This is a genomic window from Enterobacter nematophilus, assembly GCF_026344075.1.
Lineage (GTDB): Bacteria > Pseudomonadota > Gammaproteobacteria > Enterobacterales > Enterobacteriaceae > Enterobacter > Enterobacter nematophilus.
Window position 1 is genome coordinate 41,999 of sequence record NZ_JAPKNE010000009.1, and the last position, 22,938, is coordinate 64,936.

Below are 22,938 nucleotides of genomic sequence, written 5' to 3' on the forward strand. Positions count from 1 at the left end.
CGGGGAGCCAGGGATCCTGCGTTCCCCGCTGATCTTTTTAGAGAGGTTTACGCTTGTTTGACCGTTATGATGCCGGTGAGCAGGCGGTGCTGGTACACATCTATTTTTCGCAAGACAAAGATATGGAAGACCTCCAGGAGTTTGAATCTCTGGTCTCTTCCGCCGGTGTCGAAGCAATGCAGGTGATTACCGGTAGCCGTAAAGCGCCGCACCCAAAGTATTTTGTTGGTGAAGGTAAAGCAGTAGAAATTGCGGATGCCGTAAAAGCAACCGGCGCGTCAGTCGTGTTGTTTGATCATGCGCTGTCTCCAGCCCAGGAGCGCAACCTGGAAGCTCTCTGCGAATGCCGTGTTATCGATCGCACGGGATTGATTTTAGATATTTTTGCTCAGCGTGCCCGTACCCACGAGGGGAAACTGCAGGTTGAGCTGGCGCAGTTGCGCCATCTGGCGACGCGTCTGGTGCGTGGCTGGACCCACCTTGAAAGACAAAAAGGCGGGATTGGTTTGCGCGGTCCGGGTGAAACCCAGCTCGAAACCGACCGCCGTTTGCTGCGTGGCCGTATTACCCAGATCCTCTCTCGTCTGGAACGTGTAGAGAAACAGCGTGAACAGGGGCGTCGGGCGCGAACCAAAGCCGACATCCCAACGGTGTCGCTGGTGGGCTATACCAACGCCGGTAAATCCACCCTGTTTAACCAGATAACCGAGGCCCAGGTGTATGCCGCAGACCAGCTGTTTGCGACCCTGGACCCGACGCTGCGCCGTATTGACGTTGCAGACGTGGGTGAAACAGTGCTGGCGGATACCGTAGGGTTTATCCGCCATCTGCCGCACGATCTGGTAGCGGCGTTTAAGGCGACGTTGCAGGAGACGCGTCAGGCGACCCTGCTGCTGCACGTGATTGATGCGGCTGACGTACGCGTGCAGGAGAACATCGACGCGGTGAACGTGGTGCTGGAAGAAATTGACGCCCACGAAATTCCCACGCTGTTGGTGATGAATAAGATCGATATGCTGGAAGATTTCGAACCGCGTATCGACCGTGATGAAGAGAACAAACCGATACGGGTCTGGCTTTCTGCTCAGGCCGGTGTTGGTGTGCCACTGCTTTTCCAGGCTTTGACAGAACGTCTTTCCGGTGAGGTAGCTCAGCACACGCTGCGACTGCCGCCACAGGAAGGCAGGCTGCGCAGCCGGTTTTATCAGCTTCAGGCGATAGAAAAAGAGTGGATGGAGGATGACGGCAGCGTGGGGATGCAGGTGCGTATGCCGATCGTTGACTGGCGTCGCCTCTGTAAACAAGAACCTGCGCTGGCGGACTATATCGTCTGATCAGAAAGGGGAAGCCTGAAAAATTCGCCCTTGCATAACAAATATGGAGCATATACATGGCGTGGAATCAGCCCGGTAATAACGGACAAGACCGCGACCCGTGGGGAAGCAGCAATAATCAAGGCGGCAACTCTGGGGGAAATGGCAACAAAGGTGGTCGCGAGCAGGGGCCGCCGGATCTGGATGATATCTTCCGCAAGCTGAGCAAAAAGCTTGGTGGCCTTGGCGGAGGAAAAGGTTCTGGCTCGGGTGGCAGTTCCAGCCAGGGACCGCGCCCGCAATTAGGTGGCCGCCTGGTGGGCATCGTTGCTGCCGGGCTGGTGATCGTCTGGGCAGCCAGCGGGTTCTACACCATTAAAGAAGCAGAACGCGGCGTGGTCACCCGTTTCGGTAAGTTCAGCCATCTGGTTGAGCCGGGCCTGAACTGGAAACCGACCTTCATTGACGATGTCACTGCGGTCAACGTGGAGTCCGTCCGTGAACTGGCGGCTTCCGGCGTGATGCTGACGTCTGACGAGAACGTGGTGCGCGTCGAGATGAACGTGCAGTACCGCGTGACCGATCCTGAGCGTTATCTGTTTAGCGTGACCAGCGCCGATGACAGCCTGCGTCAGGCGACCGACAGCGCCCTGCGTGGTGTGATCGGTAAATACACCATGGACCGCATTCTGACCGAGGGTCGTACCGTTATTCGTAGCGATACCCAGCGCGAGCTGGAAGAGACCATTCGTCCGTACAACATGGGTATCACCCTGCTGGACGTCAACTTCCAGGCTGCGCGTCCGCCGGAAGAGGTAAAAGCCGCGTTTGATGATGCGATTGCTGCCCGTGAAAACGAACAGCAGTACATCCGTGAAGCAGAAGCGTACACCAACGAAGTGCAGCCGCGTGCTAACGGTCAGGCGCAGCGTATTCTTGAAGAGGCGCGTGCGTATAAGACCCAGACCATCCTGGAAGCTCAGGGTGAAGTGGCTCGCTTCGCGCGCATCCTGCCGGAATACAAAGCCGCTCCGGAAATTACCCGCGAGCGTCTGTATATCGAGACCATGGAAAAAGTGCTGAGCCACACCCGCAAAGTGTTGGTTAACGACAGCAAAGGTGGAAACCTGATGGTTCTGCCGCTGGATCAGATGCTGAAAGGCGGTTCTGCACCGGCAGCGAAAGACACCAGCGGAGCGAACAACCTGCTGCGTCTGCCGCCAGCCTCATCAGGCAGCTCCAGCGCGAACACAACGCCTTCTTCGAACGATGGTGACATTATGGACCAACGCCGTGCTAACGCGCAGCGTAACGACTACCAGCGTCAGGGGGAATAAGGATGCGTAAGTCAGTTATTGCGATCGTCGTCATCGTACTGGTCGTGCTGTATACCTCGATCTTTGTGGTGAAAGAGGGCGAGCGTGGGATCAAATTCCAGTTCAGCAGCGTCGTGCGTGACAGTGACAAACGTCCGGTCATTTATGAGCCGGGCCTGCACTTCAAGGTGCCGTTTATTCAGTCAGTGAAAACGCTGGATGCGCGTATCCAGACCATGGATAACCAGGCTGACCGTTTCGTGACCAAAGAGAAGAAAGACCTGATCGTTGATTCTTATATCAAATGGCGCATCAGCGATTTCAGCCGCTACTTCCTGGCAACGGGCGGCGGTGACGTTTCTCAGGCGGAAGTGCTGCTGAAACGTAAGTTCTCTGACCGTCTGCGCTCCGAGATTGGTCGTCTGGATGTGAAAGACATCGTGACCGACTCCCGCGGTCGTCTGACCCTGGAAGTGCGCGATGCGCTGAACTCCGGTACAGCGGGCACCGAAGACGAAGTGGAAACGCCAGCAGCGGATGACGCGATTGCTAAAGCCGCTGAACGCGTTCAGGCTGAAACCAACGGCAAAGTGCCGGTGATCAACCCGAACAGTATGGCAGCGCTGGGTATCGAAGTGGTTGACGTGCGTATCAAGCAGATCAACCTGCCAGTTGAAGTGTCCGAGGCGATTTACAACCGTATGCGCGCCGAGCGTGAAGCGGTAGCCCGTCGTCACCGTTCACAGGGTCAGGAAGAGGCTGAAAAACTGCGTGCGGCAGCGGACTATGAAGTGACCAAGACGCTGGCGGAATCAGAGCGTCAGGGCCGTATCCTGCGCGGTGAAGGCGATGCGGAAGCCGCGAAGCTGTTCGCCGATGCCTTCAGCCAGGATCCAGACTTCTACGCCTTTATCCGTAGCCTGCGCGCTTACGAGAACAGCTTTAAGAGCAACCAGGACGTGATGGTGCTCAGCCCGGACAGCGATTTCTTCCGTTATATGAAGACGCCGACCAACGCAACGCGATAAACTCAGGCTCGTTTGAGTATTCAAACCACCGCTCCCAACGGAGCGGTGGTTTTCTTTTATAAGGATGAAAAATGAATTCAACGATCTGGCTCGCGCTGGCCCTGGTTCTGGTGCTCGAAGGCCTCGGCCCGATGCTCTATCCGCGCGCATGGCGTCGTATGATCGCGACCATGAGCCAGCTGCCGGATAATATTTTGCGTCGTTTCGGTGGTGGTCTTGTGGTTGCCGGTATCGTTATCTACTACATGTTGAGGAAAACGATTGGCTGATCAAAAACTAGCCGCAATTGGCATATTTTAGGGTCAAAAAGTGCTGTATATCTGAAAAAGCGATGGTAGAATCCATTTTTAAGCAAACGGTGATTTTGAAAAAAATGGGTAACAACGTCGTCGTACTGGGCACCCAATGGGGTGACGAAGGTAAAGGGAAGATTGTTGATCTTCTGACTGAACGGGCTAAATATGTTGTACGCTACCAGGGCGGTCACAACGCAGGCCATACTCTCGTAATCAACGGTGAAAAAACCGTCCTCCATCTTATTCCATCAGGCATTCTTCGCGATAACGTCACCAGCATCATCGGTAACGGCGTTGTGCTGTCTCCTGCTGCGCTGATGAAAGAGATGAAAGGTCTGGAAGACCGTGGTATCCCTGTTCGTGAGCGTCTGCTGCTCTCCGAAGCCTGCCCGCTGATCCTGGACTATCACGTGGCGCTGGACGTGGCGCGTGAAAAAGCGCGTGGCGCGAAAGCGATCGGCACCACCGGTCGTGGTATTGGCCCGGCATATGAAGATAAAGTTGCACGTCGCGGTCTGCGCGTCGGTGACCTCTTCGACAAAGCAACCTTCGCTGAAAAACTGAAAGAAGTGATGGAATATCACAACTTCCAGCTGGTGAATTTCTACAAAGCTGACGCTGTTGACTACCAGAAAGTGCTGGATGACGTCATGGCGATTGCAGACATTCTGACCGGTATGGTTGTTGATGTGTCCGATCTGCTGGACCAGGCGCGCAAGCGTGGCGATTTCGTCATGTTCGAAGGTGCGCAGGGTACGCTGCTGGACATCGACCACGGTACCTATCCGTACGTAACCTCCTCGAACACCACTGCAGGTGGCGTGGCGACCGGCTCCGGCCTGGGTCCACGTTATGTGGATTACGTTCTGGGCATCATCAAAGCTTACTCCACTCGCGTGGGTGCGGGTCCATTCCCGACCGAGCTGTTTGATGAAACCGGCGAGTTCCTGTGCAAGCAGGGTAACGAGTTTGGCGCGACCACCGGTCGTCGTCGTCGTACCGGCTGGCTGGACGCGGTTGCAGTGCGTCGCGCAGTGCAGATCAACTCCCTGTCTGGCTTCTGCCTGACCAAGCTGGACGTGCTGGACGGCCTGAAAGAAGTGAAAATCTGCGTAGGCTACCGCATGCCGGATGGCCGCGAAGTGACCACCACTCCGCTGGCCGCTGACGACTGGGAAGGCATTGAGCCAATCTACGAAACCATGCCGGGCTGGTCTGAGACCACCTTCGGTGTGAAAGAGCGTAGCGGCCTGCCGCAGGCGGCGCTGGATTACATCAAGCGCATTGAAGAACTGACCGAAGTGCCGATCGATATTATTTCTACCGGCCCGGATCGTACTGAAACGATGATCCTGCGCGACCCGTTCGACGCATAATCTTCGTGACTGCTGGCCTGCGGGGAGACCCGTAGGCCGGATAAGCGTAGCGCCAACCGGCGACCGCTCCTGGATCTCCGCTTTTTCGCCCCGTCTGTCAAATAAATTAGCCCCTAACTATCTGGCTGGTTTATCATCATTAATGAATATCTCTGCGGTTTAACCGCGTTTTCCCTTTTTCCTGAGGTTGATGTGCAGTTAACAAGTTTCACCGATTACGGCTTACGCGCGCTGATTTACATGGCGTCGTTACCCGAAGGGAAGATGACCAGTATCTCTGAAGTGACAGAGGTATACGGTGTATCCCGTAATCATATGGTCAAAATAATCAATCAACTTAGCCGTGCCGGATACGTTGCTGCCGTCCGCGGGAAGAATGGAGGGATCCGTCTTGGTAAACCGGCACAGAGCATTCGTATCGGGGATGTGGTACGCGAGCTGGAGCCTTTGTCTCTGGTGAACTGCAGCAGCGAGTTCTGCCACATTACGCCCGCTTGCCGCCTGAAACAGGCGCTTTCTAAGGCCGTGCAAAGTTTTCTCAAGGAACTGGATAACTACACGCTGGCCGATTTGGTTGAAGAGAATCAACCGCTTTATAAATTATTGCTGGTGGAATGAAGAAAATTTCCACCGGAGCTGACAACGGAGGAACCGACATGTCACAAGATCCTTTCCAGGAACGCGAAGCCGAAAAATACGCGAATCCTATCCCCAGCCGCGAGTTCATCATTGAACACTTAACAAAACGCGAAAAACCCGCCAATCGTGAAGAACTTGCCGTTGAATTAAATATTGAAGGTGAAGAGCAAATTGAAGCCCTTCGCCGCCGCCTGCGCGCGATGGAGCGCGACGGGCAACTGGTCTTTACCCGCCGTCAGTGCTACGCGCTGCCAGAACGCCTCGACCTGCTGAAAGGCACCGTGATCGGTCACCGTGACGGCTTTGGCTTCCTGCGCGTGGAAGGCCGTAAAGACGACCTGTACCTCTCATCTGAACAGATGAAAATGTGCATCCACGGCGACCAGATCCTGGCGCAGCCGCTGGGCGCTGACCGTAAAGGCCGCCGCGAAGCGCGCGTGGTTCGCGTGCTGGTGCCGAAAACCAGCCAGATTGTGGGCCGCTACTTTACCGATGCAGGCGTGGGCTTTGTGGTACCGGACGACAGCCGTCTGAGCTTCGACATTCTGATCCCACCTGAAGAGGTGATGGGCGCGCGCATGGGCTTTGTGGTGGTGGTAGAACTCACCCAGCGTCCGACCCGCCGCACCAAAGCGGTTGGGAAAATCGTCGAAGTGCTGGGCGATAATATGGGCACCGGGATGGCCGTTGATATGGCGCTGCGCACGCATGAGATCCCGTACGTCTGGCCGAAAGCGGTCGAAGAGCAGATCGAAAACCTGCGTGAAGAAGTGCCGGAAGAGTCCAAAGCGGGCCGTGTGGATCTGCGCTCCCTGCCGCTGGTCACCATTGATGGCGAAGACGCTCGCGACTTCGATGATGCCGTCTACTGCGAGAAAAAGCGCGGCGGCGGCTGGCGTCTGTGGGTGGCTATCGCTGACGTAAGCTACTACGTTCGTCCGCACACGCCGCTGGATAACGAAGCGCGCAGCCGCGGTACGTCGGTCTACTTCCCGTCTCAGGTTGTACCGATGCTGCCGGAAGTGCTCTCCAACGGCCTGTGCTCCCTGAACCCGCAGGTTGACCGCCTCTGTATGGTTTGTGAGATGACCATCTCCAACAAAGGGCGCTTAACGGGTTATAAATTCTACGAAGCGGTAATGAGCTCGCACGCGCGTCTGACCTATACCAAGGTCTGGCATATGCTGCAGGGCGACCAGGACCTTCGCGAGCAGTACGCGCCGCTGGTTAAGCACATTGAAGAGCTGCATAACCTCTACAAAACGCTGGATCAGGCGCGCGAAGAGCGCGGCGGGATCTCGTTTGAGAGCGAAGAAGCGAAGTTCATCTTCAACGCAGAACGTCGTATTGAGCGTATCGAACAGACCCAGCGTAACGATGCGCACAAGCTGATCGAAGAGTGTATGATCCTGGCGAACATCTCGGCGGCGCGTTTCGTTGAGAAAGCGAAAGAGCCTGCGCTGTTCCGCATTCACGATAAGCCGTCGACGGAAGCCATTACTGCGTTCCGCTCCGTGCTCGCTGAACTCGGTCTGGAGCTGCCGGGCGGTAACAAGCCTGAGCCGCGCGATTATGCCGAACTGCTGGAATCCATTAGCGACCGTCCTGACGCAGAAATGCTGCAGACGATGCTGCTGCGTTCCATGAAGCAGGCGATTTACGATCCGGAAAACCGGGGACACTTCGGCCTGGCGCTGCAGTCTTATGCGCACTTTACCTCGCCGATCCGTCGCTATCCTGACCTGTCCCTGCACCGCGCGATCAAGTATCTGCTGGCGCAGGAGCAGGGCCATAAAGGGAACACTACCGAAACCGGCGGTTACCACTACTCGATGGAAGAGATGCTGCAGCTGGGGCAGCACTGCTCCATGACCGAACGCCGTGCTGATGAAGCCACGCGTGACGTAGCGGACTGGCTGAAGTGTGACTTTATGCTGGACCAGGTGGGCAACGTCTTCAAAGGCGTGATTGCCAGCGTGACCGGCTTTGGTTTCTTCGTTCGTCTGGACGAGCTGTTTATCGACGGCCTGGTGCACGTCTCCAGCCTGGATAACGACTACTACCGCTTCGACCAGGTCGGCCAGCGTCTGATTGGCGAATCTGGCGGCCAGACCTACCGTCTGGGCGATCGCGTGGAAGTGAAGGTTGAAGCCGTGAACATGGACGACCGTAAAATCGACTTCAGCCTGATCTCCAGCGAGCGCGCGCCGCGTAACGTGGGTAAAACCGAGCGTGAAAGGGCGAAAAAAGGCGGAAATGGCAAAGCGAGCGGTAAACGTCGCCAGGCGGGCAAAAAGGTAAACTTCGAGCCGGACAGCGCGTTCCGCGGCGAGAAGAAGCAGAAGCCAAAGGCGGCGAAGAAAGAGGCTCGCTCAGCGAAAAAGCCTTCCGCGAAGACGCAGAAAATTGCTGCCGCCACCAAAGCGAAGCGCGCAGCCAAGAAAAAGCAGGCGGAGTAATTCTCCCCTCACCCTGACCCTCTCCCCAACCGGGAGAGGGGAAATACTTATTACGAGAACCATCAATGAGTGAAATGATTTACGGCATCCACGCGGTGCAGGCCCTTCTCGAGCGCGCACCGGAGCGTTTTCAGGAAGTGTTTATTCTGAAAGGGCGTGAAGACAAACGTCTGATGCCGCTGATCCACGCGCTGGAAGCGCAGGGCGTGGTGATCCAGCTGGCGAACCGCCAGTTCCTGGATGAGAAAAGCGAAGGCGCGGTGCACCAGGGGATCATTGCCCGCGTGAAGCCGGGCCGTCAGTATCAGGAAAACGATCTGCCGGATCTGATTGCCGCGCTGGAAAACCCGTTCTTCCTGATCCTCGATGGCGTAACCGATCCGCATAACCTCGGCGCGTGCCTGCGCAGCGCGGATGCGGCGGGCGTGCACGCAGTGATCGTACCGAAAGATCGCTCTGCTCAACTGAACGCGACGGCGAAGAAAGTGGCCTGCGGCGCGGCGGAAAACGTTCCGCTGATCCGCGTGACCAACCTGGCGCGCACCATGCGTCTGCTGCAGGAAGAGAATATCTGGATCGTCGGTACCGCTGGCGAAGCGGATCATACCCTGTACCAGAGCAAAATGACCGGCCGCCTGGCGCTGGTGATGGGTGCGGAAGGTGAAGGCATGCGTCGTCTGACGCGCGAGCACTGCGACGAGCTGATTAGCATCCCGATGGCGGGCAGCGTGTCGTCTCTGAACGTTTCCGTTGCGACGGGTATCTGCCTGTTTGAAGCGGTGCGTCAGCGCGGAGAATAAACAGTAAGGCCGTTCAAAGGACGGCCTTTTGTGTTTTCTCCCTCTCCCCGTGGGAGAGGGCCGAGGTGAGGCCACCAGACGGTGACAACCTCACTCCTCTAACGACCGCAAATGGTCATCCTTCCTCAGCGTCATCAGCGCGAAAATACTCACCACCGCCGTTGCCATCACGTAGTACGCCGGAATATCCAGGTTGCCCGTCTCTTTAATCAGCCCGGTAATAATTAGCCCCGCGCAGCCCGAGAAGATCGCGTTCGACAAGGAATAGGCCAGCCCCAGCCCCGTATAACGCACGCGCGTCGGGAACATTTCAGACAGCATCGCTGGCCCTGGCCCTGCCAGCATCCCCACCAGGCCGCCCGCAATCAACACTACAATCGCTTTGACGGCCAGCGTGCCGGACTCCGCCTGCAAAATTTTCAGCAGCGGCAGGGCGAGGACCAGCAGCAGCGCGGTGGCGATAATCATCACCGTGCGGCGGCCAATCCTGTCGCTCAGGATCCCGGCCGGGATAATCGTCAGCGCAAAACCGATGTTCGAAATCACCGCGATCAGCAGCGCCTGGTTAAAGCCGGTGTGCAGGGCTGACTGCAGATAGGTTGGCATAATCACCAGATAGGTATACCCCGCTGCGGACCAGACCATCACGCGGCCAATGCCCATCAGGATGATTTTGAACGTGGCGGAGGTGCTGGCCCGAGCAACAGCCGGTTTTTCCTGCTGCTGCACAAAGCTCGGCGTCTCTTCCATACTCACCCGCAGCCATAGCGCGACCGCGCCCATCGGCAGGGCAAGGAAGAACGGAATGCGCCAGCCCCAGTCGTGCAGGGCTTCAGGGGTGAGGAGGGCAGAGAGCAGCGCGACAATACCTGCGCCCGCTAGCAGCCCGAGCGCCACGGTAAAGGACTGCCACGCGCCGTACAGACCGCGCTTGCCGCGCGGGGCGAACTCCGTCATCAGCGAGACCGCACCGCCGTACTCGCCGCCCGCGAACAGGCCCTGCAGGATGCGCAGCAGCGTAACGATCAGCGGCGCAGCAATGCCGATGCTGGCGTAGACGGGCACGATGCCGATGGCCGTGGTGGCGAGCGTCATCAGCACCAGCACAATAATCAGCGTCGGTTTTCGCCCAATCCTGTCGCCCATGCGGCCAAATACCACCGCACCCAGCGGACGGAAGAAGAAGGCGATGGCAAACGAGGCCCAGGTGAGGATCAGACTGGTCAGTCCCGCCTCTCCCTCAAGCTGGAAGAAGTTCTTCGCAATCACGGTCGCCAGAAAACCGTAGACCGCAAACTCATACCACTCGATGAAGTTACCAATGGAGCCTGCAATTAATGCTCGCTTGTGTGCATCCTGTTGCATAACGATCCTCACAAAGACGGGTTAAGAATAAATTATTCAGCATAAGCGGAGTAATGAAATAGTTTATTCTTATGTTCTGTGAGCTATTTCACGAATGATATCAGCGGGATCGCCATCGTGTGACCTCACTCCCATGCAGCGTTCATGCGGTCTGTCCATACTTACCTTCATTGCCACTGAAGGAGGGAGACAGCATGCACTGGCAGACCCATACCGTTTTTAATCAACCAGCCCCACTCTCTAATAGCAACCTTTTCCTCTCTGACTGCGCCCTGCGCGATGCGGTTGTGCGCGAGGGGGCCGAGTGGGATATGGATCTTCTTGCCAGCATCGGACAGCAGTTAGGCACTGCGGAGTCGCTGGAGCTGGGCAGGCTGGCGAACGTCAATCCGCCGGAGCTATTACGCTACGACCCCACGGGAGAGCGGCTGGATGACGTCCGCTTTCATCCGGCATGGCACCTGCTGATGCAGGGGCTCTGCGCCAACCGGGTACATAATCTGGCTTGGGAGGAAGAGGCACGAAAAGGGTCTTTCGTCGCCAGGGCCGCGCGCTTCGTGCTCCATGCTCAGGTAGAAGCGGGGACGTTATGCCCGGTGACCATGACCTTTGCCGCCACGCCGCTGTTGCAGCAGTCGCTGCCCAAACCGTTTCATGAATGGTTAACGCCGCTGATGAGCGACCGTTACGATCCCCATCTCGCGCCGGGTGGGCAAAAGCGCGGCCTGCTGATCGGCATGGGAATGACGGAAAAGCAGGGCGGCTCGGACGTGCTCAGCAACACCACCAGAGCGGAAAAATGTAGCGACGGCAGCTACCGGCTGGTGGGCCACAAGTGGTTTTTCTCCGTGCCGCAGAGCGATGCGCATCTGGTGCTGGCGCAGGCGAAAGGCGGTTTGTCCTGCTTCTTTGTTCCGCGTTTCTTACCCGACGGACAGCGCAACGCCGTACGGCTGGAACGTCTGAAAGACAAGCTCGGCAACCGCTCCAACGCCAGCAGCGAGGCGGAGTTCCTCGATGCCTCCGGCTGGCTGCTGGGTGAAGAGGGAGAAGGCGTGCGGCAAATCCTGAAGATGGGCGGGTTGACGCGCTTCGACTGCGCGCTGGGCAGCCACGGGCTAATGCGCCGGGCGCTCTCCGTGGCGCTGTACCACGCCCATCAGCGTCAGACCTTCGGCAAAAATCTTATCGACCAGCCGCTAATGCGTGAAGTGCTAAGCCGTATGGCGCTGGTGCTGGAGGGACACACGGCGCTGCTGTTCCGTCTGGCCCGGGCGTGGGATAACCGCACCGACCCGCAGGAGGCCGCCTGGGCGCGGCTTTTTACCCCGGCCGCAAAATTCAGCGTGTGCAAAGCGGGCATTCCGTTTGTGGCGGAGGCGATGGAGGCCCTCGGCGGCGTCGGGTACTGCGAGGAGAATGAACTTCCACGCCTGTATCGCGAGATGCCGGTAAACAGCATCTGGGAAGGATCGGGCAATATCATGTGTCTGGACGTGCTGCGCGTGCTGGCAAAGCAGCCAGGGATCCACGATCTGCTCGCCGACGAGTTTGCCCAGGTCAAAGGTCAGGACAGACACTTTGACCGCAGCTGGCGGCAGCTTCAGCAAAAGCTGCGTAAACCGCAGGAGGCGCAGGGGAGGGAGATCGCGCAGCAGCTCTTTTTGCTGGGGGCCGGAAGCCAGATGCTGCGGCACGCATCGCCGCCCGTGGCGCAGGCGTGGTGCCGCATGATGCTGGATACCCGTGGCGGTACGCTCATGAATGAGCAGGTGCAAAGCGATCTGCTGCTGCGCGCCACGGGCAGGGTTGGCTAGCGCTTAAGCTGGAACAAACTCACCAGTTGGGTCAGGTGTGATCCTTTTTCGCGCAGCGTGCGTGCGGTTTGCTCGCTGCGTGAGATACGGTCGGCATTGATATGCGACGCTTCGCCAATGTGGGTCATGGCGAGATTGACCTGGCCGATCCCCGCGGACTGCTCGCGTGACGCGTGGTTAATCTCCGTGACCAGCTGGCTGATGTTGTCGATATGAACGATGATGGAATCCATCGCCAGACGCGTCTGTTCAGACAGCGCGTGGCCTTCGCCCACTTTTCGCAGCGTATCGCCAATCAGCTGTTCAATCTCCTTCACCGCGTTGGCGCTTCGACCTGCCAGGGCGCGAACTTCCTGCGCGACCACCGCAAACCCTTTTCCATGCTCGCCAGCGCGTGCCGCTTCTACCGCCGCATTCAGCGCCAGAATATTGGTCTGGAACGCGATGGACTCGATCACGCGGGTGATGTCTTCGATACGTTTTGACGCTTCGCGAATGTCGTCCATCGTGGCAACCGCATGGGTTACCGTTTCACCACCCTGATGAACCGCGCGCGATGTTTCACCTACCAGCTGCTGCGTTTGCTCCATGTTGGCGGCATTTTGCTGCACGGTCGCGGCCAGCTGCTCCATGCTGGCGGAGGTCTCTTCAACGCTGCTGGCCTGCTTGTTGATCTGCTCGGAGATGTCTCCGGTATCGGAGGCCAGCGCATTGGTGCCCAGATGGATCTCGCCCGCGGCCTCGCGGACCTGCAGGACAATTTTTTGTAGCCCATCGCCGATACCGTTAATGGCTTCAACCAACTGGCCAACCTCATCCTGACGGGTGACGGGCAGGCTGGAGCGTAAATCGCCCGCGGCATACTGGCGGGCAAGGTCAATCACGTTACGCAGCGGACGGGTCAGCATCCGGCGAATGAGCACTACAAAGAGGCCCGCGAAAAGGACAGACAACGCTACGCCGGCCAGCAGGAAACGGTCGCGCATGGCGTTAACGCTCGAGAGCAGGACAGATTTATCCACTTCACCAACGATGGTCCAGTTCCAGCCGGGCAGCGGCGTATAGGCCATTTTCAGCGTGCGGCCGTCGTCGCTTACGCGTTCCAGCGTGCCTGAGGAATCGCTCAGCAATTGCTGTTGGGTGGCGCTATCCCACTTCGGCTGTTTTCCCTCTTCGCTGGGGTGGAACAGATATTGACCGCGCGTTTTGCCGTTGCTGCGGTCCAGCACAAAGAAATGCCCGCTCTCGCCCAGGCGGCGGTTGAGGATTTTCTCGCGCATGACGTTCCAGGAGTGAGTGATATCCACCCCAACGAAGATGATCCCAATGACCTGGCCTTCACTATTCTTAACGGGCTGGTACTGGGTGATGTAGCGTTTGCCAAACAGGAGCGCCAGGCCGCGGTACACCTCGCCTTTAGTAACGGAAGCAAATGCCGGGCTGCTCGCGTCCAGAACGGTTCCCATGGCGCGATCGCCATTCTCTTTGCGCAGGGAAGTGGCAACGCGGATGAAGTCGTTACCGCTGCGAACAAACAGCGTTGAGATTGCTCCTGTACGGCTCAGAAAGTCATCAGAAAACGTCGTGTTTTCATGGAGTTCAGCGTCGCCGCCCTTCAGCAGGGGAACGGTGAGCCCGTTGATGGTCCGGGTCTGCTGAGTATCGACGCTAAACGGCTGGGGCAGAAATGTCGTAAACAACCTGGTATAGCTTTCGACTTCTTCGCTCAGGCTGGTATTAAACATCTGTACCATGTCGACCATACCGGTAGACTGATTATGCAGATCTTCGACCGCGAGGGCTTCAAGCTGCTGGCTGGCTTTTTGGCTGAGCAGGAAAGTGAAAAGCAGAAACAGCGTGGCGACACTGACGCCCGTCAGCAGCGATAGCTTTGTTCCAAGGCCCGCACGGCGGAAAAAATTGATCATAAATTGCTCATCATTGAAAAGGTATGGTTCTTCAACGGCAGAGCGGAGATTACGTTTACTGAATTAATGTAACAAAATGTTATTTTATTGTTTTAGAGTGGTTTTAAAATAGATAAAAAATTTGCAAAAACGAAAAGCCACTAAAAATAAGTGGCTTTTATCAGGTAGGATTTATACGTAGAGAATGGCCTGTACCCGCCACTGGTCGATATGGTTATCTTCCTGCATCTGAATGATGCGATACCATGACGCGCCCTGTTCATCGGCCTTTAATGCCACGATACGTTCAACGTCTTGCGGGCTCCCCGGAATGTTATTGACGGAGATTTGGCCTATTTCATTCAGACCTGTTACGCAATCCGCACTGGCGAATTCTGCTGACTGCGCGGTGGTGCTCACAAGGCCTGCTGAGAGCAACAGAGAGGTCAAAGCAAGAGTTCGTTTCATCGTCAGCTCCATTTCACATATTTCCGGTATCCGCCGGGCAATCCTTCGCGAATAAACTCCCATTCCTTGTCGCTGGCATGGAGTTTATTGTGGACAGGAAAATGTCTATGGACGCAAACCAGTGTAAATGTCGTTCAAAGGTAAACCATTATTTCCGGTACAAAATGGCTTGAGAATACCACTGTCCCGTTATGATGGTTTCGTCGATCATAATAATGACGTAATAATCTGCTTTGGCGGCGACGGCTTGTGCCTTTATTGCGTCTTCTGCGTCATCCGGCGAACCGCGAACCAGCGCGGAGACGGTGCCCATTCGCTGTAATCCTTCCGTCTGATTACGACGAATCTCCTGCGGATGATCGGCAACCGGGGGAGCGGGTTGCGGTGTACCCTGCAGTGCGCTACAGCCGCTGAGCAGAAACACCAGCAATAAAGCAGCAAACCTGTGCATAACCATATCTCGTTTCCTGTTAGCCATAGTGTAGTTGTCTGCGAATTTAGTTTTGGGGGAATGTTCCCGAAGTGTTATCTGGGACGTAATTTTCGAATGAAAATAGCGTCAAACCGTAATCCAGTTCTCAACATTATGAATCATTCATTCGTACAGGGTCGACAATGATTGAAATTGAAATACGCCATCTCGGTGAACATGAAATTTTACACGCTGTGCCGGCAGGGAAACGTGATAAACCGCTGCCTGTTGTGGTTTTTTATCATGGGTTTACCTCATCGAAGCTGGTTTACAGTTATTTTGCGGTGGCGCTGGCGCAGGCGGGTTTTCGCGTGGTGATGCCGGATGCGCCTGACCACGGCGCGCGCTTCACGGGCGATGAACATGCGCGGCTTGGGCAGTTCTGGCACATTCTGCACGGCAGCCTGACCGAGTTTGCCGGGTTGCGCGATGCGCTCTATGAGGCAGGGCTGGTGGCCGACAATCGGCTGGCGGTGGCCGGGGCGTCGATGGGCGGTATGACGGCGCTGGGGATTATGACGCATCATCCTGACGTGAAGTCTGTCGCCTGTCTGATGGGCTCTGGCTATTTTACCTCGCTGGCGAAGACGCTTTTCCCCCCTCAGGATTTAACGGAAACTACGGCGATGCTGGCAGAGTGGGAAGTGGCCCGGGCATTGCCGCGCCTGGCCGATCGCCCGCTGCTGCTGTGGCACGGTGATGCGGACGATGTGGTCCCGCCCGATGGAACCTTCCGCCTGCAGCAGGCGTTAAAGAATGAAGGACTGGACGATAACCTGACCTGTTTGTGGGAATCCGGCGTCCGCCACCGTATCACGCCAGCGGCGCTGGACGCCACGGTGGCGTTTTTCCGCCAGCACCTTTAAACGCGGAGGACTTTGACGCCCTGATCTTCCAGCTTCTGGAGGATCTCGGGGTTCGCCCCTTTGCCGGTGATCACCATGTCGATCTGTTCTGCGCGGCTGAACAGCATGCCTGCGCGTTCACCGACTTTGCTGCTGTCGACCAGCACAACGAGCTTGCCCACGACGTTGAGCATGTTTTGTTCCGCCATCGCGGTCAGCATATCGGTTTTATACAGGCCGTCAGCGGTCAGGCCTTTGCCGCTGGTAAACATCCAGTGCCCGGCGTAGAGACTGTTTTCGCTGTCCTGAGGGCTGAGCGTGATGGACTGGCTTTTGTTGTACTGGCCGCCCATGATCACGACGCTCTCATGTTCCTGATCGATCAGGTAGTTAGCCAGCGGCAAATAGTTGGTGATGATTTGCACCGGCTTGCCGCACATCTCGCGACCCAGCAAAAACGCCGTGGAGCCGCAGTTGATGACGACGCTCTCACCGGGGTTCACCAGCTGCGAGGCCGCTCTGGCAATCCGAACCTTTTCATCGTGATTCTGGGCCTGATGAATATTCATCGGCGACCAGCGTGGACGCTGCTGGCTGATGGCTTCCGCGCCGTTGCGGACTTTTTTCAGCTTGCCGCTCTCATCCAGCTTGTTGATGTCTCGCCGCGCGGTGGCGGGTGAGATCCCTAAACGTTCGATCACTTTCTCGACGGTGATAAACCCTGTTTGCGCCAGGAGTTCCAGTAAAATTTGATGCCGTTGCGCTTCCGTCATGAGCTATTCCGATAAGAATTGATTTGAAAAGATGATATTTGAAATAGCGTGAAATTACTAAAATAAATATGAAATCGCCAGACACAGGGTCTGGCGATGTGGCCTCACAATCAGAGGAAGGATTTGAAGGGGAGATCTGGCTCAATGGTGAAGCAATCATCGAAGCCGCGCGGGTAGTGATACTCGAGATTGTCTTTGTCCAGAGGCCAGGTGAACTTGCCGCCAACCTGCCAGATAAAGGGCTTGAAGCCGTACTTCAGGCGATCTTTTTTCATCTCCCACAGCACGCGGATTTCCTGCGGATCGGCCTGGAAGTTTGACCAGATATCGTGGTGGAACGGGATCACCACTTTGGTGTTCAACGCTTCCGCCATGCGCAGCATATCGGCGCTGGTCATTTTGTCCGTAATACCGCGCGGGTTTTCGCCGTACGAGCCCAGCGCCACGTCAATCTGATGTTCGTTGCCGTGCTTCGCGTAATAGTTGGAGTAGTGGGAATCACCGCTGTGATACAGGGAGCCGCCCGGCGTTTTGAACAGGTAGTTCACTGCGCGCTCGTCCATGCCATCCGGCAGTACGCCCGCGGCTTTCTGATCGGCCGGCAGGGTAATCAGCGCGGTACGGTCAAAGGCATCCAGCGCGTGGATTTCAATGTCTTTAATTTTAACCACGTCGCCAGGCTTCATCACGATGCAGCGCTCTTTCGGCACGCCCCAGCCAATCCAGAGATCTACGCAGGTTTGCGGCCCAATAAACGGCACGTCGTCCGCGCAGTTTTGCATCACCGCTGCCGCCACGTTCACGTCGATATGATCGTTGTGATCGTGGGTAGAGAGGACGGCGTCGATCTGACGAATGGCAAAAGGATCAAGCACAAACGGCGTGGTGCGCAGGTTCGGCTGCAGTTTTTCCACGCCGGCCATACGCTGCATCTGGTGGCCTTTTTTCATCAGCGGGTTACCGTGACTCTGTTTGCCGGTGCCGCACCAGAAATCGACGCAGATATTGGCGCCGCCTTCTGATTTCAGCCAGATACCGGTGCAGCCCAGCCACCACATAGCAAACGTGCCAGGAGCAACCTGTTCCTGCTCGATCTCTTCGTTCAGCCAGCTACCCCATTCCGGGAATGTGCTCAGAATCCATGATTCACGGGTGATGGTTTTCACTTTACTCATCGTTTTGACTCCTGGGTTTAATCAAAAGTAATCACATTGTGATTTGTTATGATTAATGCTGGCACCATTTGACGCGCTTTGCAATGGTAAAAATGAGGAATTTTATCTGCGCGACTTCACGGACTCTCCGCTATTTACTTGTTGGATTATCCTGTATTAAACATTAATTTTATGAATTATAAGGATTAATTTATTTTCGTGGTGCGGTAGTGAAAATCATTACTAACAGCGTGGAAATAAATTGCGTGATGCGTCACAAATAATCAAATGCAATCTTGTGGTGATTATTTGTGATTAATAGAGTGATGGCACCAACCGCACAGGGATTGCCCCTCGTGTTCTCATTTCTGGAGAGAGTTATGGAGATCCTCTACAACGTCTTTACCGTTTTCTTTAATCAGGTAATGACCAACGCCCCGCTGTTGCTGGGTATCGTGACGTGCCTGGGGTACATCCTGCTGCGCAAAAGCGTCAGCGTGATTATTAAAGGCACCATCAAAACCATTATCGGTTTCATGCTGTTGCAGGCGGGGTCAGGCATTCTGACCAGCACGTTTAAGCCAGTTGTCGCCAAAATGTCGGAAGTGTACGGCATTAACGGGGCTATCTCTGATACCTACGCCTCAATGATGGCGACCATCGATCGCATGGGTGATGCCTATAGCTGGGTGGGGTATGCGGTGCTGCTCGCGCTGGCGCTCAACATTATCTATGTTCTGCTGCGCCGCATTACCGGTATTCGCACCATCATGCTCACCGGGCACATCATGTTCCAGCAGGCGGGACTGATCGCGGTTTCTCTCTATATCTTTGGTTACCCGATGTGGACCACGATTATCTGCACCGCCGTGCTGGTCTCGCTCTACTGGGGTATCACGTCCAACATGATGTACAAGCCAACGCAGATAGTAACCGACGGCTGCGGCTTCTCCATCGGTCACCAGCAGCAGTTTGCCGCCTGGCTTGCTTATAAAGTCGCGCCGTACCTGGGTAAAAAAGAAGAGAGCGTTGAAGACCTTAAGCTGCCTGGCTGGCTCAATATTTTCCACGACAACATCGTCTCAACCGCGATTGTGATGACCCTCTTCTTCGGCGCCATTTTGCTCTCTTTCGGCATTGACGTCGTGCAGGCGATGGCGGGTAAAACCCACTGGACGGTCTATATCCTGCAGACCGGTTTCTCCTTCGCGGTGGCGATTTTCATCATCACTCAGGGCGTGCGTATGTTCGTCGCCGAGCTGTCGGAAGCCTTCAACGGCATCTCCCAGCGCCTGATCCCTGGTGCGGTACTGGCGATTGACTGTGCGGCTATCTATAGCTTTGCGCCAAACGCCGTCGTCTGGGGCTTTATGTGGGGCACCATCGGCCAGCTGATTGCGGTGGGCATCCTGGTGGGCTGCGGCTCCTCAATCCTGATTATTCCTGGCTTTATCCCGATGTTCTTCTCCAACGCCACTATCGGCGTGTTTGCGAACCACTTCGGCGGCTGGCGCGCGGCGCTCAAGATCTGCCTGGTGATGGGCATGGTGGAAATCTTCGGGTGCGTGTGGGCGGTCAAGCTCACCGGTATGAGCGCCTGGATGGGCATGGCGGACTGGTCAATTCTGGCCCCGCCGATGATGCAGGGCTTTGCCTCCATCGGGCTGGTCTTTATGGCCGTCATCATCCTGATTGCTCTGGCTTATATGTTCTTCGCTGGCCGTTCGCTGCGAGCAGAAGAAGATGCAGAAAAACAAACAGCAGAAGTTTCTGCTCACTAAGGAGTTTCGATTATGACCGTACGTATCCTGGCTGTGTGTGGCAATGGGCAAGGTAGCTCCATGATCATGAAGATGAAAGTGGACCAGTTTTTAACCCAGTCAAACATCGACCACACGGTGAACAGCTGCGCAGTGGGTGAATACAAAAGTGAACTGAACGGCGCGGACATCATCATCGCTTCAACTCACATTGCCGGTGAGATTAGCGTGTCGGGCAACAAATATGTGGTAGGCGTACGCAACATGCTGTCGCCTGCGGATTTCGGGCCAAAACTGCTGGAAGTGATCAAAGAACACTTCCCACAAGACGTGAAGTAAGGACGCCACATGAAACTACGTGATTCGCTGGCAGAGAATAACTCCATCCTTTTACAGGCCGACGCCAGCACCTGGCAGGAAGCGGTGAAGCTGAGTGTGGATCTGCTGGTTAAGGCGGACGTTGTCGAGCCGCGCTATTACCAGGCCATTCTGGATGGCGTGGCGCAGCACGGCCCCTATTTCGTGATTGCGCCGGGCCTGGCGATGCCGCACGGCCGCCCGGAAGAGGGCGTCAAGAAAACCGGTTTTGCGCTGGTGACCCTGAAAACGCCGCTGGTGTTCAACCACGAAGATAACGACCCGGTCGACATTCTCATCACCATGGCAGCCGTTGATGCCAACACCCATCAGGAGGTGGGCATCATGCAGATCGTCAACCTGTTTGATGACGAAGCCAATTTTGACCGTTTACGCGCCTGCCGCACCGCGCAGGACGTGCTGGATTTAATTGATAACGCCACTGCGGCGGCCGTTTAAGAGGAATTGAACATGTCATTACCAATGTTGCAAGTTGCGCTGGATAACCAGACGCTCTCTCACGCTTACGAAACCACCCGCCTGATTGCGGAAGAGGTGGATATCATCGAAGTCGGGACCATTCTGTGCGTGGGCGAAGGCGTGCGCGCCGTTCGTGACCTGAAAGCGCTCTATCCGCACAAAATCGTGCTGGCGGATGCCAAAATTGCCGACGCGGGCAAAATCCTTTCCCGCATGTGCTTTGAAGCTAACGCCGACTGGGTCACCGTGATCTGCTGTGCGGATATCAACACCGCCAAAGGCGCGCTGGACGTGGCAAAAGAGTTTAACGGCGACGTGCAGATTGAACTGACCGGTTTCTGGACCTGGGAGCAGGCGCAGGAGTGGCGCGAAGCGGGCATCCAGCAGGTGGTGTATCACCGCAGCCGTGATGCGCAGGCCGCAGGCGTGGCGTGGGGCGACGCGGATATCAGCGCGATTAAGCGTCTGGCGGATATGGGCTTTAAAGTCACCGTCACCGGTGGCCTGGCGCTGGAAGATCTGCCGCTGTTCCAGGGCATCCCGATTCACGTCTTTATCGCTGGCCGCAGCATTCGCGACGCGGCCTCTCCGGTGGAAGCGGCGCGTCAGTTCAAACGCTCAATCGCTCAGCTTTGGGGCTAAGGAGCGGGTATGTTGTCAAAACAGGTCCCGCTTGGCATCTATGAAAAGGCACTCCCTGCGGGGGAGTGCTGGCTGGAGCGGTTACGGCTGGCAAAACAGCTGGGTTTCGATTTTGTCGAAATGTCCGTGGATGAAACAAACGAGCGACTCTCTCGGCTGGACTGGAGCCGCGACCAGCGTCTGGCGCTGGTGAGCGCCATTGCCGAGACCGGCGCGCGCGTCCCGTCCATGTGCCTGAGCGCTCATCGTCGTTTCCCGCTGGGAAGTGAAGATGATGCCGTGCGCGCTGAAGGGCTGGAGATCATGCGCAAAGCCATTCGTTTTGCGCAGGATGTCGGCATCCGCGTGATCCAGCTGGCGGGTTACGACGTTTACTATCAGGAAGCCAACGACGAAACGCGCCGTCGTTTCCGTGACGGCCTGAAAGAGAGCGTTGAGATGGCAAGCCGCGCGCAGGTCACGCTGGCGATGGAGATCATGGACTACCCGTTGATGAACTCCATCAGCAAGGCGCTGGGCTATGCGCACTATCTGAATAACCCCTGGTTCCAGCTTTACCCGGATATCGGCAACCTGTCGGCCTGGGATAACGACGTGCAGATGGAGCTGCAGGCGGGCATCGGGCATATCGTGGCGGTGCACGTCAAAGATACCCGTCCTGGCGTGTTTAAAAACGTACCGTTCGGCACCGGGGTGGTGGATTTCGAACGGTGCTTCGAGACGCTCAAGCAGACAGGGTATTGCGGGCCTTACCTGATTGAGATGTGGAGCGAAACGTCTGACGACCCGGCTGCGGAAGTGGCAAAAGCGCGGGACTGGGTGCGCGAGCGGATGGCGCGAGCGGGTTTGCTGGAGGTTGAACATGCTTAAGCTGAAACAGCAGGTCTTTGAGGCCAATATGGATCTGCCGCGCTATGGCCTGGTAACGTTCACTTGGGGCAACGTGAGCGCCATCGACCGCGAACAAGGTCTGGTTGTGATCAAGCCGAGCGGCGTGGCGTATGACGCCATGAAAGCGGACGATATGGTGGTGGTCGATCTCGAAGGAAACGTCGTTGAGGGCAAATGGCGTCCTTCCTCGGATACGGCAACCCATCTGGCGCTGTACCAGCGTTATCCGTCGCTGGGTGGTATTGTCCACACCCACTCCACGCACGCCACCGCCTGGGCACAGGCGGGGCTGCCTGTCCCGGCGCTGGGCACGACGCATGCGGACTACTTCTTCGGCGACATTCCCTGCACGCGAGCATTGACGCAGGCTGAAGTAGAAGGGGAGTACGAACGCAACACCGGCAAGGTGATTATCGAAACGCTGGGTGAAACGGAACCGCTGCATACGCCGGGGATTGTGGTGTACCAGCACGGTCCGTTCTCCTGGGGTAAAGATGCTCACGACGCGGTACACAATGCTGTCGTGATGGAGGAGGTGGCTAAAATGGCGTGGATTGCCCGCGGCATTAATCCACAGCTTCAGGGCATTGACGATTACCTGATGAACAAGCATTTCATGCGCAAGCACGGCCCGAATGCCTACTACGGGCAGAAGTGAATAAGTGCTCTGGAATACCGAAAACAGTTGTAACCGGTGGTATTCCGGAGCCATTCACAAAAAAAGCCCCCGGACAGGGGGCAACGTCAACTATGGCTATGTTCTCGTTGTTGGCTTTCCTG

The 22,938-nt window shown here is 56.4% G+C and carries 22 protein-coding genes; 16 read left to right on the plus strand and 6 right to left on the minus strand.

Annotated features, from left to right (window positions below; genetic code table 11):
* Positions 1-53 precede the first annotated feature (53 nt).
* The 8 genes from hflX (at position 54) to rlmB (ending at position 9,227) form a co-directional block, all read left to right on the plus strand.
* Positions 54-1,334, plus strand: a complete 1,281-nt coding sequence (hflX, locus tag OSH03_RS18900; RefSeq protein ID WP_151412992.1) for a ribosome rescue GTPase HflX — start codon at positions 54-56, stop codon at positions 1,332-1,334.
* Positions 1,335-1,390: 56 nt separating this feature from the next.
* Positions 1,391-2,650 (plus strand): FtsH protease activity modulator HflK, encoded by a 1,260-nt coding sequence (gene hflK / locus OSH03_RS18905; RefSeq protein ID WP_028015254.1) that lies wholly within the window; start codon positions 1,391-1,393, stop codon positions 2,648-2,650.
* A 2-nt stretch (positions 2,651-2,652) separates the two neighbouring features.
* Complete coding sequence (gene hflC, locus OSH03_RS18910) at positions 2,653-3,657, plus strand: protease modulator HflC (protein WP_266179814.1); 1,005 nt, start codon at positions 2,653-2,655, stop codon at positions 3,655-3,657.
* A gap of 71 nt (positions 3,658-3,728) precedes the next feature.
* Complete coding sequence (locus OSH03_RS18915) at positions 3,729-3,926, plus strand: DUF2065 domain-containing protein (RefSeq protein ID WP_003855996.1); 198 nt, start codon at positions 3,729-3,731, stop codon at positions 3,924-3,926.
* Positions 3,927-4,030: 104 nt separating this feature from the next.
* Entirely contained in the window at positions 4,031-5,329 is a 1,299-nt protein-coding gene (locus OSH03_RS18920; RefSeq protein WP_024907332.1) for an adenylosuccinate synthase, read from the plus strand.
* 192 nt (positions 5,330-5,521) lie between these two features.
* Positions 5,522-5,947: a nitric oxide-sensing transcriptional repressor NsrR gene (gene nsrR / locus OSH03_RS18925; RefSeq protein WP_061099476.1), complete on the plus strand. Its 426-nt coding sequence runs from the start codon at positions 5,522-5,524 to the stop codon at positions 5,945-5,947.
* A 38-nt stretch (positions 5,948-5,985) separates the two neighbouring features.
* Positions 5,986-8,427, plus strand: coding sequence for a ribonuclease R (gene rnr, locus OSH03_RS18930; protein ID WP_151412993.1), 2,442 nt, complete (start codon positions 5,986-5,988; stop codon positions 8,425-8,427).
* A gap of 65 nt (positions 8,428-8,492) precedes the next feature.
* Positions 8,493-9,227, plus strand: coding sequence for a 23S rRNA (guanosine(2251)-2'-O)-methyltransferase RlmB (gene rlmB / locus OSH03_RS18935; protein ID WP_041911487.1), 735 nt, complete (start codon positions 8,493-8,495; stop codon positions 9,225-9,227).
* A 90-nt stretch (positions 9,228-9,317) separates the two neighbouring features.
* Here rlmB and OSH03_RS18940 read toward each other — a convergent pair whose 3' ends face one another.
* Entirely contained in the window at positions 9,318-10,592 is a 1,275-nt protein-coding gene (locus OSH03_RS18940; RefSeq protein ID WP_266179815.1) for an MFS transporter, read from the minus strand.
* 194 nt (positions 10,593-10,786) lie between these two features.
* Here OSH03_RS18940 and OSH03_RS18945 point away from each other — a divergent pair, with 194 nt between their 5' ends.
* Positions 10,787-12,409, plus strand: a complete 1,623-nt coding sequence (locus OSH03_RS18945; protein WP_266179816.1) for an isovaleryl-CoA dehydrogenase — start codon at positions 10,787-10,789, stop codon at positions 12,407-12,409.
* On the opposite strand, the gene OSH03_RS18950 is transcribed toward OSH03_RS18945, so the two are convergent.
* The 3 genes from OSH03_RS18950 to bsmA all read right to left on the minus strand — a co-directional run bounded on the left by OSH03_RS18950 (position 12,406) and on the right by bsmA (position 15,262).
* Positions 12,406-14,337, minus strand: coding sequence for a methyl-accepting chemotaxis protein (locus OSH03_RS18950; RefSeq protein WP_061099471.1), 1,932 nt, complete (start codon positions 14,335-14,337; stop codon positions 12,406-12,408). The two genes, OSH03_RS18945 and OSH03_RS18950, sit on opposite strands and share 4 nt — an antisense overlap.
* A gap of 171 nt (positions 14,338-14,508) precedes the next feature.
* The gene (gene yjfN / locus OSH03_RS18955) at positions 14,509-14,796 is read right to left on the minus strand and encodes a DUF1471 family protease activator YjfN (RefSeq protein WP_032644956.1); all 288 of its coding nucleotides are present in this window, start codon (positions 14,794-14,796) and stop codon (positions 14,509-14,511) included.
* 136 nt (positions 14,797-14,932) lie between these two features.
* Entirely contained in the window at positions 14,933-15,262 is a 330-nt protein-coding gene (bsmA, locus tag OSH03_RS18960; RefSeq protein WP_028015263.1) for a biofilm peroxide resistance protein BsmA, read from the minus strand.
* Positions 15,263-15,399: 137 nt separating this feature from the next.
* Between bsmA and yjfP the strand changes: the two genes are divergently transcribed.
* Positions 15,400-16,122, plus strand: a complete 723-nt coding sequence (gene yjfP / locus OSH03_RS18965; RefSeq protein ID WP_061099470.1) for an esterase — start codon at positions 15,400-15,402, stop codon at positions 16,120-16,122.
* Here yjfP and ulaR read toward each other — a convergent pair.
* Positions 16,119-16,874, minus strand: a complete 756-nt coding sequence (ulaR, locus tag OSH03_RS18970; protein WP_024907324.1) for an HTH-type transcriptional regulator UlaR — start codon at positions 16,872-16,874, stop codon at positions 16,119-16,121. The two genes, yjfP and ulaR, sit on opposite strands and share 4 nt — an antisense overlap.
* Positions 16,875-16,984: 110 nt before the next feature.
* A complete protein-coding gene (gene ulaG, locus OSH03_RS18975) occupies positions 16,985-18,049 on the minus strand; it encodes an L-ascorbate 6-phosphate lactonase (protein WP_006810379.1) in 1,065 nt (354 codons plus the stop codon).
* A gap of 359 nt (positions 18,050-18,408) precedes the next feature.
* Between ulaG and ulaA the strand changes: the two genes are divergently transcribed.
* The 6 genes from ulaA to OSH03_RS19005 are packed head-to-tail and all read left to right on the plus strand — an operon-like array spanning position 18,409 to position 22,816.
* A complete protein-coding gene (gene ulaA, locus OSH03_RS18980) occupies positions 18,409-19,809 on the plus strand; it encodes a PTS ascorbate transporter subunit IIC (RefSeq protein WP_266179817.1) in 1,401 nt (466 codons plus the stop codon).
* Between the two features lie 12 nt (positions 19,810-19,821).
* Complete coding sequence (ulaB, locus tag OSH03_RS18985; protein ID WP_003856022.1) at positions 19,822-20,127, plus strand: PTS ascorbate transporter subunit IIB; 306 nt, start codon at positions 19,822-19,824, stop codon at positions 20,125-20,127.
* A 9-nt stretch (positions 20,128-20,136) separates the two neighbouring features.
* Positions 20,137-20,604 (plus strand): PTS ascorbate transporter subunit IIA, encoded by a 468-nt coding sequence (gene ulaC / locus OSH03_RS18990; RefSeq protein ID WP_061099468.1) that lies wholly within the window; start codon positions 20,137-20,139, stop codon positions 20,602-20,604.
* Between the two features lie 12 nt (positions 20,605-20,616).
* The gene (ulaD, locus tag OSH03_RS18995; RefSeq protein ID WP_061099467.1) at positions 20,617-21,267 is read left to right on the plus strand and encodes a 3-keto-L-gulonate-6-phosphate decarboxylase UlaD; all 651 of its coding nucleotides are present in this window, start codon (positions 20,617-20,619) and stop codon (positions 21,265-21,267) included.
* Between the two features lie 9 nt (positions 21,268-21,276).
* Positions 21,277-22,137: an L-ribulose-5-phosphate 3-epimerase gene (locus tag OSH03_RS19000; RefSeq protein ID WP_266179818.1), complete on the plus strand. Its 861-nt coding sequence runs from the start codon at positions 21,277-21,279 to the stop codon at positions 22,135-22,137.
* The gene (locus OSH03_RS19005) at positions 22,130-22,816 is read left to right on the plus strand and encodes an L-ribulose-5-phosphate 4-epimerase (RefSeq protein WP_266179819.1); all 687 of its coding nucleotides are present in this window, start codon (positions 22,130-22,132) and stop codon (positions 22,814-22,816) included. Before OSH03_RS19000 ends, OSH03_RS19005 begins: the two co-directional genes overlap by 8 nt.
* Positions 22,817-22,938 lie beyond the last annotated feature (122 nt).

What these genes read in the sequence shown, in the direction of transcription:
- hflK (WP_028015254.1), top strand. Translation starts at nt 1,391, where the DNA reads ATGGCGTGGAATCAGCCCGGTAATAACGGACAAGACCGCGACCCGTGG.
- hflC (WP_266179814.1), top strand. Translation starts at nt 2,653, where the DNA reads ATGCGTAAGTCAGTTATTGCGATCGTCGTCATCGTACTGGTCGTGCTG.
- OSH03_RS18915 (WP_003855996.1), top strand. Translation starts at nt 3,729, where the DNA reads ATGAATTCAACGATCTGGCTCGCGCTGGCCCTGGTTCTGGTGCTCGAA.
- OSH03_RS18920 (WP_024907332.1), top strand. Translation starts at nt 4,031, where the DNA reads ATGGGTAACAACGTCGTCGTACTGGGCACCCAATGGGGTGACGAAGGT.
- rnr (WP_151412993.1), top strand. Translation starts at nt 5,986, where the DNA reads ATGTCACAAGATCCTTTCCAGGAACGCGAAGCCGAAAAATACGCGAAT.
- rlmB (WP_041911487.1), top strand. Translation starts at nt 8,493, where the DNA reads ATGAGTGAAATGATTTACGGCATCCACGCGGTGCAGGCCCTTCTCGAG.
- OSH03_RS18940 (WP_266179815.1), bottom strand. Translation starts at nt 10,592, where the DNA reads ATGCAACAGGATGCACACAAGCGAGCATTAATTGCAGGCTCCATTGGT.
- OSH03_RS18945 (WP_266179816.1), top strand. Translation starts at nt 10,787, where the DNA reads ATGCACTGGCAGACCCATACCGTTTTTAATCAACCAGCCCCACTCTCT.
- OSH03_RS18950 (WP_061099471.1), bottom strand. Translation starts at nt 14,337, where the DNA reads ATGATCAATTTTTTCCGCCGTGCGGGCCTTGGAACAAAGCTATCGCTG.
- yjfN (WP_032644956.1), bottom strand. Translation starts at nt 14,796, where the DNA reads ATGGAGCTGACGATGAAACGAACTCTTGCTTTGACCTCTCTGTTGCTC.
- bsmA (WP_028015263.1), bottom strand. Translation starts at nt 15,262, where the DNA reads ATGGCTAACAGGAAACGAGATATGGTTATGCACAGGTTTGCTGCTTTA.
- yjfP (WP_061099470.1), top strand. Translation starts at nt 15,400, where the DNA reads ATGATTGAAATTGAAATACGCCATCTCGGTGAACATGAAATTTTACAC.
- ulaR (WP_024907324.1), bottom strand. Translation starts at nt 16,874, where the DNA reads ATGACGGAAGCGCAACGGCATCAAATTTTACTGGAACTCCTGGCGCAA.
- ulaG (WP_006810379.1), bottom strand. Translation starts at nt 18,049, where the DNA reads ATGAGTAAAGTGAAAACCATCACCCGTGAATCATGGATTCTGAGCACA.
- ulaA (WP_266179817.1), top strand. Translation starts at nt 18,409, where the DNA reads ATGGAGATCCTCTACAACGTCTTTACCGTTTTCTTTAATCAGGTAATG.
- ulaB (WP_003856022.1), top strand. Translation starts at nt 19,822, where the DNA reads ATGACCGTACGTATCCTGGCTGTGTGTGGCAATGGGCAAGGTAGCTCC.
- ulaC (WP_061099468.1), top strand. Translation starts at nt 20,137, where the DNA reads ATGAAACTACGTGATTCGCTGGCAGAGAATAACTCCATCCTTTTACAG.
- ulaD (WP_061099467.1), top strand. Translation starts at nt 20,617, where the DNA reads ATGTCATTACCAATGTTGCAAGTTGCGCTGGATAACCAGACGCTCTCT.
- OSH03_RS19000 (WP_266179818.1), top strand. Translation starts at nt 21,277, where the DNA reads ATGTTGTCAAAACAGGTCCCGCTTGGCATCTATGAAAAGGCACTCCCT.
- OSH03_RS19005 (WP_266179819.1), top strand. Translation starts at nt 22,130, where the DNA reads ATGCTTAAGCTGAAACAGCAGGTCTTTGAGGCCAATATGGATCTGCCG.